Here is a 16,786-nt window from a genome sequence, read left to right on the forward strand (position 1 = left end):
CGGCCGCTCAGCCCCGGCCGCCGCTTTCCGGACGACCGCTCACCGAGTCCGGCCGCCGGGGCGCCCCCCGTTCTCTACTCTACCGGTGGCCACCGACAATTCCGGCGCCCGGAAGTCCGCGAACGACCGCCGGGCCCACCGGTCGCTCGCTCAGCCCCGGCCGGCCGGAACCGCCCGCCGCGCCGGCGCCGCCGTGCTCTGCCGGACCACCAGGCTCGTCGCCAGCTCCAGCCGGTGGCTCTCCGGGTGCGTCCCGCGCGCCAGGGAAATCGCCAGCCGGGCCCCCGCCGCCGCCATCTCCTGCAGTGGCTGGCGGATCGTCGTCAGCTCCGGGGTCAACCACCGGGCCACCGGCAGGTCGTCGAAACCCACCACGCTCAGGTCGTCCGGGATGCGCAGCCCCGCGTCCCGCGCCGCCTCGTACACCCCCAGGGCCTGCAGGTCGCTGCCCGCGAACACCGCCGTCGGACGATCCGGGAGGGTCAGCAGTGATGCCAGCTCGCGGTAACCCGACCGGACGTGGAAATCACCGCGACGGACCAGCGCCGGGTCGAACGCCAGGCCCGCCGTCTCCAGCGCCGTCCGGTAGCCGTCGATCCGGGCCCGGCTGCACAGCACCCCGTCCGGCCCGCCGATCATCGCGATCCGGCGGTGCCCCAGCTCCACCAGGTGCCGGGTCGCGGTCAGGCCGCCCTGCCAGTTCGTGGCCCCGATCGAGGGCGTCTCCGGCCCGGGCGCGCCGGCCGGGTCGACCACGACCAGCGGGATGTCGCGGGCGCGCAGCTTCGCCAGCTGCCCGCCGGTGAAGTCGGAGCACACCGACACGATGCCGACCGGCCGCCGCGCCAGGACGCTTTCGAGCCAGCTCTGGCCCGGCGTGTGACGGCCCGACGATTCCGCCAGCACGACCGCCATTCCGTTTTCGCGGGCGACGTACTCGACCCCGCGGATGATTTCCAGCGCCCACGTGCTTTCGAGTTCGTGGAACATCAGTTCCAGCAACCGGGAACGGCGGGACCGTTCGTCGGCCCGGCGGCGGTAACCGTATTTCCCGATGACGGCTTCCACTCGTGCGCGGGTGCTTTCGGCGACGTCGGGACGACCGTTGAGCACTTTCGAAACGGTCGGCACGGAAACTCCGGTCTCGGCCGCGATCCGGGCGATGGTGACCCGGGACGCACAGGGCTCGGGATCGTCGGACTTCGTTGTCATGGAGGAGATTCTAGGTCATCGAAACCCGGTTTGACATACCTCGAAACTTTCGGACAAATGGAGGATGCGGATGCTGCGAAGAATTCCTATTAAACGCGCGCTCATGACCGCCGCGATCGTCGCGGGCATTGTCGTGGGGCAGGCGCCGGCCGCTTCGGCGTCGGTTCCGCTGAAAGCCATCACGCACAAGTACGTCGGCAGTGCCGTGGCGGCGCAGTACCTGGCGAACGAACCCGACTACCGGGCCGTCCTCACCCGTGAATTCGACAACGTGACGCCCGAGAACGAGATGAAATGGGGGACGGTCGAAGCCGTTCGCGGGCAGTACGACTGGTCGGGCGCCGACGCGATCGTCCGGTACGCGCAGGCGACCCACAAGACCGTCCGCGGCCACACGCTGGTCTGGCACTCCCAGCTGCCGGACTGGGTCGCCGCGCTGCCCGCCGACGAGCTGCGCCGCGTCCTGCGCGACCACATCACCACGGAGGTCAAGCGGTACAAGGGGAAGATCCGCGCCTGGGACGTCGTCAACGAGATCTTCAACGAGGACGGCACGCGCCGCGACACCGTCTTCCGGCAGAAGCTCGGCGACGGCTTCGTCGCGGACGTCTTCCGCTGGGCGCACGCGGCCGACCCGGCGGCGACGCTCTACATCAACGACTACAACATCGAAGGGATCAACCCGAAGAGCGACGCGGTGTACGACCTCGTCAAGACGCTCCGGCGGCAGGGCGTCCCGATCGGCGGCGTCGGGGTCCAGGCGCACCTGTCGATCCAGTACGGCTTCCCCGGCCAGTACCGCGAGAACCTGGCCCGGCTGACGAAGCTCGGCGTGGACGTCGCGGTCACCGAGGCCGACGTCCGGATCCCCACCCCGGCCGACGCGGCGAAGCTGGACACGCAGGCGAGCTACTTCGACCAGCTGTGGGACGGCTGCCAGGCGGTCCGGCGGTGCGTCGAGTTCACGACCTGGGGCTTCACCGACCGGCATTCGTGGGTGCCGGACGTCTTCCCGGGCGAAGGGGCGGCCTGCCTGTTCGACGAGAACCTGCAGCCGAAGCCGGCCTACCTGCGGATCAACCCCTGGTGAGTCCCGGCCGCAGGCCGCGGGCGGCGAGCGCCGCGAGGATCCGCGGCACCGCCGCCACGGTCGCCGGGCGGCCTTCGTGCATCAGCACGACGCCACCCGGCGCCACGCGGTCCGCCGCGGCGACGATCTCGTCCTCCGCAGCACCGGCCCAGTCGCGGGTGTCGACGGTCCACAGCACCTCGGTCAGCCCGTGCGCGGCCGCGGTCCGCGCCACCGACGGGTCCGTGTCGCCGTAGGGCGGCCGGAACAGCTCCGGGCGCACCCCGGTCAGCGAAACCAGGAGGTCCTGGGTCCGCCGGACCTCCTGGTCGCGCACCCGCGCGGAGACGCCGGTGAGGTGCGGGTGCGTCCACGTGTGGTTGCCGAGCACGTGCCCCGCCGCCGCGATCTCCCGGACCAGCGCCGGGTGCGCGGCGGCGTGCTCGCCCCACAGGAAGAAGGTCGCCCGGACCCCGCCGAGGGCGGCCAGCAGCGCCGGCGTCGTCGAAGGGTACGGGCCGTCGTCGAAGGTCAGCGCCACCGAGTCCACCCGGCCAAGGTCACCCGGCGGAACCCGCGAGGCAAGGACTTTCGGCGGGCTTTCGTCAGCGGGCCAGCGCGGCCAGCCGCTTCGGGGTGGGCCAGCGGACGTTCCACGCCCAGCCCAGCTTCTCGAACGCCCAGATCACCCGCGCGGAGACGTCGATCTGGCCGCGCAGCACGCCGTGGCGGGCCGACGTCGGGTCGGCGTGGTGGGTGTTGTGCCAGGACTCGCCCATCGACAGGATCGCCAGCGGCCAGAAGTTCGCCGACCGGTCGCGGCTGGCGAACGGGCGCTCGCCGATCATGTGGCAGATCGAGTTCACCGACCACGTCACGTGGTGCTGGAACGAGATCCGCGCCAGGCCGGCCCAGAGGAACGCCGTCAGCGCGCCCCACCACGACAGCGTGATCAGGCCGCCGAGCAGCGGCGGGAGCAGCAGGCTCAGCACCACCCACAGCGGGAAGAGCCGGTCGACGACGCGCATGTCGCGGTCGCCTGCCAGGTCGGGGGCGAAGCGGTCCACGTTGGTCTTGTCACGGCCGAAGAGCCAGCCCATGTGGGCGTGCCAGAAGCCGCGGGCGAGCGCGACCGGGGACGTGCCGAACAGCCACGGCGAGTGCGGGTCGCCCTCGCGGTCGGAGAAGGCGTGGTGCCGGCGGTGGTCGGCGACCCAGCCGATCACCGGGCCCTGCGCGGCGAGGCCGCCGGCGATGGCCAGCGCGATCCGCAGCGCCCGCTTCGCGCGGAACGCGCCGTGGGTGAAGTACCGGTGGTAGCCGATGGTGATGCCCAGCGTCGACACGACGAAGAACGCGCCGCCGATGGTGAGGTCGAGCCAGCTGACGCCCCAGCCCCAGAACACCGGGACGGCCGCGGCGAGCGCGAGGAACGGGACCAGCAGGAACGTCCGGATGGTGATCAGCTCGGCCACCGTCTGGCGGCCGGAGAGCACGGGTTTCGGGACGGAACGGGGAGCCTTCACGGAGGCTGTCATGCACTTCTCGTTTCGAGGTCGACGCGCGCGTGCGCGGGCAGCCGGGGAGCGGGAACACCCGGCGATCAACGGTCTGGGGCGGGCCGGGCGCGTCGCCGCTCCTGTCGGCGATGGCCTCGGTGGCCCCGGTCGGGAGTGGAACCGGCGGGACGCCGGCGTCCAAGGGGGTCTCCCGATGCGTCTCACGTTACCTGATCGTTGTGAACCCGCAGTGTGGCCGCGCACGAGAAAGGCCCCCGCCCCGGGGGGCGAGGGCCTTCGGTGCCTCGTGGCTCAGATGACGCTCACGCGCTGGGCCTGCGGGCCCTTCTGGCCCTGGCCGATCTCGAACTCCACGCGCTGGCCCTCATCGAGGGACTTGAAGCCGGTGCCCTGGATCTCGGAGTAGTGGACGAACACGTCCGGGCCCCCGCCATCCTGGGCGATGAAGCCGAAGCCCTTTTCGCCGTTGAACCACTTGACACTGCCCTGAGCCATACCAATACCTACTCTTTGTAGTGAGCCTGGACGCCCCGTTCGGACGCCCGGTCTCGCGACCATCCTTCCATTCCCGGTCCCGCGCGGCCAGCCCCGGTGGTCAAACTCCCCAATCGGGGCGCAGCGGCATGCCCATCCCGCCCTCGCGGTCGGTCCGCACGCCCAGGATCTGGTGCAGTTCGATCTCGCGTCGTTCGAAGGCCAGCCGGCAGGCCGCGAGGTACAGTGCCCACACCCGGCTGCGCCCGGCGCCGGCCTCGGAAACGGCCTCGTCCCAGTGCTCGTCGAGGTTCGCGCACCACCCGGCCAGGGTCAGCGCGTAGTGCTCGCGGAGGTTCTCCGAGTGCCGGACCTCCAGCCCGGCGTCGTGCATGGCCGTCATCAGCTCCCCGGGGGCCTCGAGCTCGCCGTCCGGGAAGACGTACCGGTCGATGAACCCGCGCGAGCGGTGGGCGACGCTGGTGTCCGGGTTGGTGATGCAGTGGTTGAGCAGCCGCCCGTGCGGCTTGAGCTTCTCGGCGAGGAACCGGAAGTAGCCGGGCACGTTGCGGGCGCCGATGTGCTCGGTCAGCCCGATCGAGGAGATCGCGTCGAACCCGGTCTCGGTGACGTCCCGGTAGTCCAGGTGGCGGATCTCGGCGCGGTCGGCCAGCCCGAGGGCGACGATGTTCTTCTGCGCCCACTGCGCCTGTTCACGCGAAAGGGTGACTCCGAGCGCCTCGACGCCGTAGTGCCGGACGGCGTGCGCGACCATGCCGCCCCAGCCGCAGCCCACGTCGAGCAGTTTCATGCCCGGCTGCAGGCCGAGCTTGCGGCAGACCAGGTCGAACTTGTGGTACTGCGCCTCCTCCAGGGAGGAGCCCGCCTCCGGGAACACCGCGCACGTGTAGGCCATCGACGGGCCGAGGACCAGCTCGTAGAACCGGTTGGACACGTCGTAGTGGCTGGCGATGGCCTCGCTGTCGCGGCCCTTCGAGTGCCGCAGCGCGGTCAGCCCGCGCCGGAACCGGCTCGGGTGCTCCTCGGCGGGCGGCTTGACCACGCGCAGGTGGCGCGGGCCGAGCTTGCGCAGCAGCCACAGCCGGTCGGCCGGGCTGAGCTGGTCGACCTGGGCCGCCAGCGCGTGCAGGGCGGTGTAGAGGTCACCGGTGACGTCGAGCGCGCCGGCGACGTACGCGCGGGCGAGGCCGAGGTCGCCGGGGGAAGACATCAGGTAGTCCAGGGCCAGCGGCGAGCGCACCTGGATCGCGACCGGCGCGTCGGCCGGGCCGCTGCTGCTGCCGTCGTAGGCGGTGATCGACACGGTCGCGCGGGGGCCGAGCAGGCGTTCGAAGACCTCGCCGACCGGGATGGTTGCCTGGTTCACGTTCGTTCCTTTCACCGGCGGCGGACGCATTTCTCGTAGAGGCCGAGCAGCCGCTCGGCCGGGTCGTAGGTCCGCTTGAGGTCCCGGTAGGTGTCGCCGTTGTAGAGCCGCCAGAACTCGTCTTCGGCGTAGAAGCTGTCCGAATAGAGCGACTTGTGCCCGCCCAGCCGGGTGACCTCGGCTTCGATCATCCGGTTGTGCACGCCGTCACGCTCGCCGGGGTCGAGCGGGACGGCCGACCAGAACCCGAAGTTGACGTACAGCGCTTCGGGGTCAAGCTCGTAGAGCGGCCAGCGCACGCCGCCGGGGCGCTGCCGCAGCGGGCAGATCCACACGGGGCTGATCGGGATCTCCCGTTCGAAGAACTCCAGGAACTCCGCGGCGCGCCCGATCGGGACCTCGATGTCCTGCACGATCGTCTCCTCCGGCGGGAGGCGCCGCAGCTTGAGCAGCCGCTCGGCGATCTTGAACCGGCGGTCGAGCGCCACGGCCTTCCAGTACACCGACGACCGCAGGAACCGGCGGCCGAGCAGCAGCCGCGGCAGCCGGTGCTGGACACCGAACGCACGCGAGCACCAGAACCAGTCGGTGTCCCAGCGCCAGAGGTAGGCGCGGACGGTGAGGTGGTCCGTTTGACGTCGCTGGATCGAGCGGTAGTAGATGTCCAGCCAGGTGTAGTCGCTCGTCGCGGGCGCGGTGTCGGTGAACTTCGCCAGGGTCAGGTACAGCTCGTCGGGGCCGAAGATCGTGCCGTCGACGAAGTCGTGCTCGCCGCTGTCGCAGGCTTCGGCCAGCGCGCGGAAGTAGCTGTCCCGGTCGTGGTGGCGGACGTGCCGGAGCTCGACGAACGGCTTGACCGGCTCGAGCAGGATCTTCAGCCGCAGCGCGTAGCCGAGGGTGCCGTAGGAGTTGGGGAAGCCGCGGAAGAGGTCCCGGTGCTCGTTGTCCGGCGTGGCGACGACGATCCGCCCGTCCCCGGTGAGCACTTCGAGCTCGAGCACCGACTCGTGCGGCATGCCGTTGCGGAACGACGAGGACTCGATGCCGAGGCCGGTGACGGCACCGCCGAGGGTGATGGTCTTCAGCTGCGGGACGACCAGCGGCATCAGCCCGTGCGGCAGGGTGGCGTCGACGAGCTGTTCGTAGGTGACCATCCCTTCGACATCGGCGGTGCGGCTCTCGGGGTCGACGCGCAGCACGTGGGTGAAGCCGGAGACGTCCAGCCCGGGGTGCTTCGCGGCGGCGCGGGAGCGGAAGAGGTTGGAGGTCCGCTTGGCGAGCCGGATCGTCGCTTGGCCGGCGATGGCGGTGAGCTGCCGCCGCACCGCGTCGACGCGGGCTTCGTGTTCGGGGAACGGCGGGGCTTCCGGCACCCCGGCCTGATCGATGGTCACGTGGTCGATCCTGCCTCACGCCGACGGCGGGCGCACCGTGCCGTCCGGGCGGGCTTTCGCGGCCTGTCCCGGGTGGTGGGAACGGTTCAGGCGACGCCCCTCGGCGGGTGTCCGCTTCGAGGAGATCCGCCGCCGCGGCCCGGAACGCCCCGATCTTCGGCAGCCGGTAGCGGTTCCGGCTGCCACGCTCTAAAATGTCATCGAAAGGATGACATTCGACAGGTCGCCGGATCGATGACGGCGATCGCCGGGGTTGATCGCGGTGGTGACCGGGTATCCGGCGCTCGGACCGCGGGGATCCCGCGGCCGGATGGGGAAAGCGAGGCGGCGTTGAGCATTCTGATCGATTTCGGGCGCGATACGGAGTTCTCGTTCGAGCGGGGGTTGCGCGGGTACGTCGCCGCGGTGGCCCGCGCGGTGGGGGTCGGGCTGGAGTCCTGCACACTGGACGCGGGCACCCCCGCGGCGGCGTACATCGCGCTCGACTGGCGGCTCAGCCGGTTCGCCGAACACGACCTGGCCCTGGTGTGGGACGAAGCGAACGGCTGGGCGGCCGCGATCGAAGACTCGGGCGGCGCGACCGTGCTGACCTACCTGGGCGGCGAAGTGCTCCCCGAACCCCGCGCGGTGGTCCGCTTCCTGGCGGCGGTCCGCGCCGGCGATCCCGACGCCGGAACCCTGGAGGCACCCGAGCTCCGCGAGCCGGGCCGGCACGAGGAACTCCTGGGGACACTGGCCCCGAGCTGATCATCTGCGGCACACTGGGGCGGGTGCTGACGGCGGAAACCGCGGTGGACCGGAAAGTGCCGCGCGAGCCGCGGATCTCCCCGGACGGCCGGTGGGTGGTGTACGTCGCCGCCCCGGTGGGCCGGGCCGGCCGGCTCCCCGTGAGTGAGTTGTGGCTCATCCCTTCCGATGGCAGCGCGACGCCTCGGAGGCTTGCGGCCGGCGCGGTCGCGGAGGATCACGCGCCGCGGTGGGCGCCCGATTCCGGCTCGGTGTTCTTCCTCTCGGACCGCGCGAACCGGGGGACGGCGCAGCTCTACCGCATCGGCCTCGGCGACGGCGAGCCCGAGCGGTTCACCGAGTGGCCGGCCGGGATCAGCGGCCACATCCCGCTGCCGGCGGCGGTGGTGCTGATCGCACCGGATCCTCAGGAGCCGCTGGGTGATCCCCGGGTGCGCACTGTCGGACGAGCTGAGAGCGGGCGTGGTGGACCTGAAGCTCGTTCGGGCGATCTGGAGAATCGCTGGGACTCCGCGGCCCGCCCCGATCGGCTCTGGCTGCTCGACCTCCGCGCCGCCGGCATCAAGCCACTCGGCGACCTCGGCCGCCGGCACGTCCGGGAAGTCGCCGTCCGGCCCGACTTCGCCACCCTCGCCGTCCTCACCTGGTCCTGTGCCGATCGCGAACCCGGCGTCTTCGACCCCGGCCTCCACTTCGTCGACCTCGCCACCGGCGAGACCCACGACCAACCCACCCCGCCCCTCGAGGCGTCCCACCCGGCCTGGTGGCACGACGGCACCACCTGGCACCTCGCCCACCTCGGCCTGACCCCGCCCGGCCTCATCGGCGGCACCGCGGTCTTCGACAACGGCGACAACCTCACCGCCGGCCTGGACGCCTGCCCGATCGAACTCACCCAGGTCGACACCGGCCCACCCCTCGCCCTCTTCGCCGAAGGCCTGGACACGACCGTCCGCCGCGGGACGACCGAGATCGCCCGCGTCCACGGCACCTCCCTCACCGCGAGCCCGGACGGCGCCACGATCGCGCTCGTCGCGAGCACCGGAACCGGACCCGAGGAGATCCACGCCGGCCCGCCGCACCGCCTGAACCGCGTCAGCGCACCCGCCCCGCCGGGCACCTGGGGCACCCAGCACCGCCTCGCCTACCGCGCCCCGGACGGCCTGGACCTCGACGGCCTCCTGATCCTGCCGCCCGGCACGACGAAGGCCGATGGCCCGTTCCCGCTCGTCACCCTCGTCCACGGCGGTCCGTACGACCGCTACGCCGACCGCTTCCACCTCGGCTGGTACCCCTCCGGCCAGTGGCTCGCCGCGGCCGGGTTCGCGGCGTTCCTCCCGAACGCGCGCGGCGGACTGGGCCACGGCCACGCTTTCGCGTCCGCCGTCGCCGGGGACGTCGGCGGTGGCGAGTTCGCCGACGTCCTCTCCGGCATCGACCTCCTGGTCGAAGACGGCGTCGCCGACGAAGCCCGGCTCGGCATCGGCGGCTGGAGCCACGGCGGGTTCTTCGCCGCCTGGGCGGTCACGCGAACCGACCGCTTCAAAGCGGCCGTCGTCGGCGCCGGCGTCATCGACTGGCCGCTCCTGGCCGCGACCGGCGAGCACTCCCGGTTCGAAGCCGCACTGGGCGGCCGGGAGAACAGCCCGATCACGCACGCGGCGAACATCCGCACACCCGTCCTCATCCTGCACGGCGAGGACGACACGAACGTCCCGCTCTCGCAGGCCGAACTCCTGCACCACGCCCTCGGCGACCGCCCGCACGAGTTCGTCGTCTACCCGCGCGAGGGCCACTCGATCCGCGAACGCGGCCACCAGATCGACGTCCTGAACCGCACGCGCGACTGGTTCTCAGACCTGCTCGCCTAACTTGAACTCCGCCGAACCGGCGCTGAAGGAGAACCCGTCCGCTCCGATGGTGACGTCGGCCTCGCGCGGCTCGGCCCGGGCGACGACCGGGGCCACCGCACCGGCCAGGTCCAGCACCACCGACGCGTCGGTGTACCAGCTGGGCACCACCGGGTTGCCCCACCAGTCGCGGCGCTGGTTGTCGTGGACGTCCCACGTGATCACCGGGTTGTCCGGGTCGCCGGTGTAGTAGTCGTGCGTGTAGATCTCGATGCGGTGCCCGTCCGGATCCCGGACGTACAGGTAGAACGCGTTCGACACGCCGTGCCGGCCCGGGCCACGTTCGATCATGCCCGGCTTGCGCAGCGCGCCGAGGTGGTCGCAGATGTGCAGGATCTGGTGCCGTTCGTGCGAGGCGAACGCGATGTGGTGCAGCCGCGGGCCGTCGCCGCCGGTCAGGGCGACGTCGTGCACCGTCGGCTTGCGGAACATCCAGGCCGCGTACACCGTGCCCTCGTCGTCCTGGATGTCTTCCGAAACGCGGAAACCCAAGCCCTCGTAGTACCTCCGGGCCGCCGGGACGTCGGGGGTGTCCAGGTTGAAGTGGTCCAAACGCGACAGTGCGCCGGCACCGTGGACGTCGTAGCGCTGCGTGAACCGCTCGACGTGCTCGGCCTCGTGGAAGAACTCGACCGGGAACCCGAGCGGGTCGATGACGCGCACCGCCTCGCCGATCCCGCGCGTCGCCCCCGCCGCCCGCCGCTCGACCCGGCAGCCGAGCGAGCGGTAGTACGCGTCGGCCAGATCGAGATCGGCCGCACTCCGGACGCGGTAGGCGAGCACCGCGAGAGCGGCCGTCGGCCCCTTCCGCAGGATCAGCGAATGGTGCAGGTACTCCTCGAACGCCCGGAGGTACAACGCGGAAGAGTCTTCGTGGGTGACGACGAGCCCGAGCACGTCGACGTAGAAGGCCCGGGACGCGGCGAGGTCGGTGACGACGAGCTCGGCGTACGCGCAGCGGAGGACGTCCGGCGGGGTGGCGGTCATGACTGTCCCTTTCGGACGCTCCCGAACCGGGCGGTGTGCACCGGCCCGAGCGAGACGTGGATGGCCTGCTGGTGGGTGTAGAAGTCGAGCGAGCGGTAGCCGCCTTCGTGGCCGAGGCCGGACGCCTTGACCCCGCCGAACGGCGTCCGCAGGTCGCGGACGTTGTGCGAGTTCAGCCAGACCATCCCGGCTTCGACCGCCTGCGCGAAGGTGTGCGCCCGCGTCAGATCGGCCGTCCAGAGGTAGGCGGCCAGCCCGTACTTGACGTCGTTGGCCAGCGCCAGGGCTTCGGCTTCGGTGTCGAACGGCGTCAAGGCGACGACCGGTCCGAAGATCTCCTCCTGGAAGATCCGTGCGGACGAAGGAACATCCGCGAACACCGTCGGCGCGACGTAGTTCCCACTGTCCAAACCGGACGGACGGCCGCCGCCGGCGAGCAGCCGGCCCTCGGACTTGCCCAGCTCGACGTACCGCATCACCTTTTCGTAGTGCTCGGGGTGGACGAGCGCGCCGACCTCGGTGGCCGGGTCGTGCGGATCCCCGACGACGATGTTCGCCGCCCGCTCGGCGTACCGGGCGCAGAACTCGTCGTAGATCGGGCGCTCGACGAGGATCCGGCTGCCCGCGGTGCAGCGTTCGCCGTTGAGCGAGAAGACGCCGAACAACGTCGAGTCGAGTGCGGCGTCGAGGTCCGCGTCGGCGAAGACGATGGCCGGGGACTTGCCGCCCAGTTCCATCGACATGCCCTTGAGGTGCGCCGCGCAGTTGCGGTAGATCGTCTGCCCGGTCGTGGTCTCTCCGGTGAAGGAGATCAGCGGGACGTCAGGGTGCTTGACGAGCGCGTCGCCCGCTTCCTCGCCGAAGCCGTTGACCAGGTTGAAGACGCCGTCGGGCAGGCCCGCGTCGGCGAAGATCCGCGCCCACAGGCTCGCCGAAAGCGGGGTGAACTCGGCCGGCTTGAGCACCACCGTGCAGCCCGACGCCAGGGCGGGCGCGAGCTTCCAGCTCTCCAGCATGAACGGCGTGTTCCACGGCGTGATCAGCCCGGCGACCCCGACCGGCTTGCGGTGCACGTAGTTCACCTGCCGGCCCGGCACCTGGTAGGTGTCGTCGGCCTGCGCCACGACGAGGTCGGCGAAGAACCGGAAGTTCTCGGCCGCGCGCTGGGCCTGCCCGAGCGCCTGGGTGATCGGCAGGCCGGTGTCGAACGTCTCCAGCTCGGCCAGCCGCCGGTCCTGCGCTTCGACGGCGTCGGCGATCTTGTTCAGGATCCGCGCGCGGGCCCGGGGCAGCAGCCGCGGCCACGGCCCGTCGGTGAACGCCTTCCGGGCCGCCGCAACGGCCCGGTCGACGTCCTCGGCCTGGCCCGCGGCCGCGGTGACGTACGGGGTGTTGGACACCGGGTCGAGCACGTCGAACGTCTTGCCCGAGACGCTGTCGACGAGCTCACCGCCGATGTAGTGCTTGAGCTCGCCCGGCAGTCCTTCCGGGACGTAGTGGGTCATCGCTTCCCTTCCACGGTAAAGCCGTCGGCCGGCGAGAGGTACTTTTCGCCTTCGGCCATCAGTTCGGTGATGCGGGCGACGCCCTTTTCGGTCGGCGTGATCAACGGCGGCCGGACGTGCCCGGACGCGATCAGCCCGCGCTGTTCGAGGACCCACTTGCCCGGCGCCGGGTTGGTCTCGACGAACAGCAGGTCGACCAGCGGGTGCAGGCCGTAGTGGATCTCCCGCGCCCGCTCGTGGTCGCCGGACTGCCACGCGGTGTACATCTCCGCGCACGCGGCCGGGGCGATGTTGGCCGTGGCGCTGACGAACCCGGCGCCGCCGAGGGCCAGCAGCGGCAGGCAGAGCAGCTCGATCCCGGACCACACCAGCAGCTCGCGCCCGCAGAGGTGCAGCACGCGGGAGAAGTGCTCGAAGTCCTTCGTCGTCTCCTTGATCCCGACGAAGTTGTCGCACGACCGGAACAGGCGCGCGACCGTCTCGGGCGCGAGGTCGACCGCGGTCCGGCTCGGCACGTTGTAGGCGACGATCGGCAGGTCGGGGAACTCGCGGCAGACCGTGCGGTACCAGACGAACAGTGCGTCCTGCGTCGGCCGCGCGTAGTACGGCGTGATGACCAGCGCCGCGTCGATGCCGGCGTCCCGCGCCAGCGCGGTCAGCTCCAGGGTCTCGTCGAGCTTCGCCGAGCCGGTGCCCGCGGCGATCGGGACGCGGTCGCCGACTTCGGCGGCCACAGTCCGGATCGCCTCGGCGCGCTCGGCGACCGTCTGCGAACCGGGTTCACCGGTGGAGCCGCCGATGGAGATGCCGTGCGAGCCGGCCGCGAGCTGCCAGCGCACCAGGTTCTTCAGGCCGTCGTGGTCGACGGCGCCGTCGGCGGTGAACGGCGTCATCAGCGGCGCGATCGACCCGCGGACGGCCTGGGGGTCGGAGCGGAAGCGCATGGGGTTCCTTCCTGGGTCAGGGGTGGCGGTGGGCGAGGAACGCGTCCAGGGTGGCCAGCCGGTGGGCGCGGACGGCCTGTTCGACGTCGGCCGCCGGAGCGCCGTCGCCGAGCAGGCCGAGGATGTGCTCGTGTTCGGCCACCGACTGCCGGGCGCGGCCGGGGACGAAGCTGAACGTCGAGGTGCGCAGGCCGCTCAGCCGATCCCAGCCGCGCCGGACCAGGTCGAGGACCTGCGGGTTGGGGCAGGCACCGAACAGCACGGCGTGGAAGTCGCGGTTGAGCGCGGTGAACCGGGCCGGCTCGAAGTGCCCGAGGCAGCCGGTCAGCTCGGCGTTCAGCGCCCGGGCCTCGGCCAGGGCGCCGGGCGGGAGCACCGGCGCGGCCAGCGCGGCCGCGTAGCCCTCGACGAGCGCGAGGGTCTGCATGGTGTGCTGGTACTCGCGTTCGTCGACCATCGCGACCTGCGCGCCGACGTGCCGTTCGAACGTGACGAGCCCTTCGGCCTCCAGCAGCCGGATGGCTTCGCGGATCGGCACGACGCTGACGCCGAGCTCGTGCGCGAGCTGGCCGAGGACGAGCCGGTAGCCGGGGGAGAAGGTGCCGTCGGCGATCCGGGCCTTGATCCACTCGTAGGCGATCCGTGACTTGCTCATCGCGGTGCCGTTCACCGTTTCGCGAGCCATGCGGCGTACCTCCCGCGCCAGTGCTCGTCCATCGGGTAGAGGCCTTCGACGCGCTCGCCCGCGGCGACCTGCTCGGCGATGAACGTCTCCTGCAGCTCCTGCTCGATCGCCGCGTCGACGACCTCTTCGACGAGGTCGGGCGGGATGACCAGGACGCCGTCGCCGTCGCCGACGATCACGTCGCCCGGGCAGACGGCCGCGCCGCCGCAGGCGATCGCGACGTCGACGTCCCACGGCACGTGCCGCCGGCCGAGCACCGCCGGGTGCGGCCCGGCGTGGTAGGTGGGGATGTCCAGAGCGGACACCGCGGCGAGGTCGCGGACGCCGCCGTCGGTGACGATCCCGGCGGCGCCGCGCACCTGCGCCCGCAGCGCGAGGATGTCGCCGACCGTGCCGGTGCCGCGTTCGCCGCGGGCTTCCATGACCAGGACCTCGCCGGGGCCGAGGCTGTCGATCGCCCGCTTCTGCGCGTTGTAGCCGCCGCCGCGGGACTTGAACAGGTCTTCGCGGTAGGGCAGGTACCGCAGGGTCCGCGCGCGGCCGGTCAGCCGGGCCCCGGGCCGCGTGGACGTCAAGCCGTCGATCGATACCGCGTTGTACCCGCGCTTGCGCAGCTGGGCGGACAGCGTCGCGGTGCCGACGGATTCGAGGCGCCGCTTGAGGTCCGCGGTCAGCGCGAAGTCCGGTGTGGACGTTCCGTAGGCGTCCGCGCGCTGCTGGTCGTCCACGCGAGGGAGGGCGCCGTACGGTCCGAAGGGGACGGTCCCTTCGGTGATCGGCGTGACCAGCCGGCCGGTGCTGTGCCCGGCGGTGTCGACCTCTACTTCGACGACGTCGCCGGGGATGGCGACCGACGCGCCCGCGGGCGTGCCGGTCAGGACGACGTCGCCGGGGTCGAGGGTGATCAGCTGGGAGAGGTCCGCGACCAGCCGGCCGAAGCCGAACAGCAGGTCGCCGGTGGTGTCCTCCTGGACCAGCTCGCCGTTGAGCCACGTCCGCAGCCGCAGCGCGGCCGGGTCGACGTCGGTGGCGGGCAGCACCGCCGGGCCGAGCGGGGTGAAGCCGTCGCCGCCCTTCGTGCGCAGGTTGCTGCCCTTGTCGGCGTAACGGAGGTCGTAGACGCCGAAGTCGTTGGCGGCGGTGACCCCGCCGACGTAGGACCAGCCGTGCTCGGGGGAGACCCGGCGGGCGGTGCGGCCGATGACCAGCGCGATCTCGCCTTCGAAGCCCAGCAGCTCGGTGCCCGCCGGCCGTTCGAGGGCGGCGCCGCTCGCCGCGACGGACGTCGAGGGCTTGAGGAAGTACGACGGCTGCTCGGGCACCCGGCCGCGCTGGGCGGCGCGGGAGCGGTAGCCGATGTGCAGCGCGATGATCTTGCCGGGCCGCTGCGGAAGGGTCGTCATCCGTGGTCCTGCCTGCCGGTTCGGAGAAGGTATCTCAAATGATATACGATCTGCGGCGTGGGGAAACCCCCTTTCACCCGCCGTAGTGGAGCCAGACCGACTTGACTTCGGTGTACGCGTCGAGCGCCCAGGGGCCCATTTCGCGACCCCACCCGGACGCTTTGTAACCACCCCAGGGCGCGGCCATGTCCGGGATCGGCGGCATGTTGACGAAGACCGCGCCGGCCCGGATGCCGTCGGCGTACCGCTGGGCGGTGCGGAGGTCGCGCGTCCACACCGTCGCGGCGAGGCCGTACTCGGTGTCGTTGGCGCGGCCGAGGAGCTCGTCGCCGTCGTCGTACGGTGTCACGGCGAGGACCGGGCCGAAGATCTCCTCGCGCATGATGGCCATGTCGTCGCGGACGCCGGCGAACAGCGTCGGGGTGTAGAAGTAGCCGTCGCGCTCGACCGCGGTGCCGCCGGTGATCAGGTCGGCACCCTGCTCGCGGCCGGTGCCGACCAGGAAGTCCACGTGCTCCCGGTGCTTCTCGGACACCAGCGGGCCGAGCTGCGTGGCCTCGTCGGTGCCCGGGCCGAGCCGCAGGCCTTCGAGGCCGCGCGCCATCTTCTCGACGAACTCCTGTTCGCGCTTGCGGTCGACGTAGAAGCGCGTGTAGGCGGCGCAGACCTGGCCGGTGTTGAGCGTCGCGCCGGCGAGGTTGCCCGCGACGGCGGCGTCGATGTCGGCGTCGGCCGCGATGATGCTCGGGGCCTTGCCGCCGAGTTCGAGCGTGAGCCGCTTGAGGTTGGACGCCGCGCTCGCCGCGGTGATCAGCTTCCCGACCGCGGTCGAGCCCGTGTAGGAGACGTGGTCGACGTCCACGTGCTCGGTCAGCAGGGCGCCGACCGCGCCGTCGCCGGTGACGAGGTTGACCACGCCCGCCGGGATCCCGGCTTCGTGGACCAGCTCGACCAGGCGGATGCTGGTCAGCGGCGTCACCTCGCTGGGCTTGATCACCACCGTGTTGCCGGTGGCCAGCGCCGGCGCGAGCTTCCAGGCGAGGATCATCAGCGGGAAGTTCCACGGCGTGATCAGCGCGTTCACCCCGACCGGCTCGCGGCGCGTGTAGTGCAGGGTGTCGGGGAAGGACACGGGGTTGGTCGTGCCCTGCAGCTTCGTCACCCAGCCCGCGAAGTAGCGGAAGTGCTCCGCCGCGCCGGTCACGCTCACCTGCCGGGACACGCCGATCGGCTGCCCCTGGTCGAGCGTCTCCAGCCGCGCCAGCTCCTCGTGGTGCCGCTCGACGAGGTCGGCCAGCCGGAACAGCAGCGCGGCCCGCCGCACGGGGAGCAGCCCGGCCCATTCGGGCGCGCTGAGTGTGCGCCGAGCGGCGGCCACAGCGGCGTCGACGTCGGCCTTCGCCGCGGTGCCGACCTCTTCGAGCACCTTGCCGGTGGCCGGGTCACGCGTCGGGATGACACCGCCGCCGGCTTCGGTCCACTGTCCGTCGATGCACAGGCGTGTCGCCATCCCGGGTTCCTCCTCGGCCTTCGGTGAGCCGAGTATCGG

Annotated in this window: 15 protein-coding genes; 3 read left to right on the forward strand and 12 right to left on the reverse strand. The window is 71.6% G+C overall.

Annotated features, from left to right (window positions below):
• Nucleotides 1-150: 150 nt before the first annotated feature.
• A complete protein-coding gene (locus BLV96_RS04485; protein ID WP_091388755.1) occupies nt 151-1,212 on the reverse strand; it encodes a LacI family DNA-binding transcriptional regulator in 1,062 nt (353 codons plus the stop codon).
• Nucleotides 1,213-1,315: 103 nt separating this feature from the next.
• Here BLV96_RS04485 and BLV96_RS04490 point away from each other — a divergent pair, with 103 nt between their 5' ends.
• Nucleotides 1,316-2,302 carry an endo-1,4-beta-xylanase gene (locus BLV96_RS04490; protein ID WP_244180043.1) on the forward strand — a complete coding sequence of 329 codons (987 nt, stop codon included), beginning with the start codon at nt 1,316-1,318 and terminating at the stop codon, nt 2,300-2,302.
• Here BLV96_RS04490 and BLV96_RS04495 read toward each other — a convergent pair.
• The 5 genes from BLV96_RS04495 to BLV96_RS04515 form a co-directional block, all read right to left on the reverse strand.
• Entirely contained in the window at nt 2,289-2,831 is a 543-nt protein-coding gene (locus tag BLV96_RS04495; protein WP_091388757.1) for a polysaccharide deacetylase family protein, read from the reverse strand. The genes BLV96_RS04490 and BLV96_RS04495 overlap by 14 nt on opposite strands.
• A 55-nt stretch (nt 2,832-2,886) precedes the next feature.
• Nucleotides 2,887-3,819, reverse strand: coding sequence for an acyl-CoA desaturase (locus BLV96_RS04500; RefSeq protein ID WP_086680106.1), 933 nt, complete (start codon nt 3,817-3,819; stop codon nt 2,887-2,889).
• A gap of 273 nt (nt 3,820-4,092) precedes the next feature.
• Nucleotides 4,093-4,296, reverse strand: coding sequence for a cold-shock protein (locus BLV96_RS04505; protein ID WP_086680104.1), 204 nt, complete (start codon nt 4,294-4,296; stop codon nt 4,093-4,095).
• Between the two features lie 100 nt (nt 4,297-4,396).
• Complete coding sequence (locus BLV96_RS04510) at nt 4,397-5,692, reverse strand: SAM-dependent methyltransferase (protein WP_086680102.1); 1,296 nt, start codon at nt 5,690-5,692, stop codon at nt 4,397-4,399.
• Nucleotides 5,674-7,056: an FAD-binding oxidoreductase gene (locus BLV96_RS04515; RefSeq protein ID WP_086680100.1), complete on the reverse strand. Its 1,383-nt coding sequence runs from the start codon at nt 7,054-7,056 to the stop codon at nt 5,674-5,676. The genes BLV96_RS04510 and BLV96_RS04515 overlap by 19 nt, the downstream gene beginning before the upstream one ends.
• Nucleotides 7,057-7,386: 330 nt before the next feature.
• Between BLV96_RS04515 and BLV96_RS04520 the strand changes: the two genes are divergently transcribed.
• Nucleotides 7,387-7,803: a DUF6292 family protein gene (locus BLV96_RS04520; RefSeq protein ID WP_086680110.1), complete on the forward strand. Its 417-nt coding sequence runs from the start codon at nt 7,387-7,389 to the stop codon at nt 7,801-7,803.
• 23 nt (nt 7,804-7,826) lie between these two features.
• Nucleotides 7,827-9,674, forward strand: coding sequence for a S9 family peptidase (locus BLV96_RS04525; RefSeq protein WP_208608129.1), 1,848 nt, complete (start codon nt 7,827-7,829; stop codon nt 9,672-9,674).
• Here the strand turns inward: BLV96_RS04525 and hpaD are convergent.
• The 6 genes from hpaD to BLV96_RS04555 form a co-directional block, all read right to left on the reverse strand.
• Entirely contained in the window at nt 9,657-10,700 is a 1,044-nt protein-coding gene (hpaD, locus tag BLV96_RS04530) for a 3,4-dihydroxyphenylacetate 2,3-dioxygenase (protein ID WP_086680098.1), read from the reverse strand. The genes BLV96_RS04525 and hpaD overlap by 18 nt on opposite strands.
• The gene (gene hpaE / locus BLV96_RS04535) at nt 10,697-12,205 is read right to left on the reverse strand and encodes a 5-carboxymethyl-2-hydroxymuconate semialdehyde dehydrogenase (protein ID WP_086680096.1); all 1,509 of its coding nucleotides are present in this window, start codon (nt 12,203-12,205) and stop codon (nt 10,697-10,699) included. The genes hpaD and hpaE overlap by 4 nt, the downstream gene beginning before the upstream one ends.
• Complete coding sequence (dapA, locus tag BLV96_RS04540) at nt 12,202-13,149, reverse strand: 4-hydroxy-tetrahydrodipicolinate synthase (protein WP_086680094.1); 948 nt, start codon at nt 13,147-13,149, stop codon at nt 12,202-12,204. The genes hpaE and dapA overlap by 4 nt, the downstream gene beginning before the upstream one ends.
• A gap of 16 nt (nt 13,150-13,165) precedes the next feature.
• Nucleotides 13,166-13,834, reverse strand: coding sequence for a GntR family transcriptional regulator (locus tag BLV96_RS04545; RefSeq protein ID WP_086680092.1), 669 nt, complete (start codon nt 13,832-13,834; stop codon nt 13,166-13,168).
• Nucleotides 13,816-15,237 (reverse strand): fumarylacetoacetate hydrolase family protein, encoded by a 1,422-nt coding sequence (locus BLV96_RS04550; protein ID WP_091388760.1) that lies wholly within the window; start codon nt 15,235-15,237, stop codon nt 13,816-13,818. Before BLV96_RS04550 ends, BLV96_RS04545 begins: the two co-directional genes overlap by 19 nt.
• A 73-nt stretch (nt 15,238-15,310) precedes the next feature.
• Entirely contained in the window at nt 15,311-16,747 is a 1,437-nt protein-coding gene (locus BLV96_RS04555; protein WP_086677372.1) for an aldehyde dehydrogenase family protein, read from the reverse strand.
• Between the last annotated feature and the right edge of the window lie 39 nt (nt 16,748-16,786).

This window comes from Amycolatopsis pretoriensis (assembly GCF_900107925.1).
In the GTDB taxonomy this organism is placed as follows: Bacteria; Actinomycetota; Actinomycetes; order Mycobacteriales; family Pseudonocardiaceae; genus Amycolatopsis; species Amycolatopsis pretoriensis.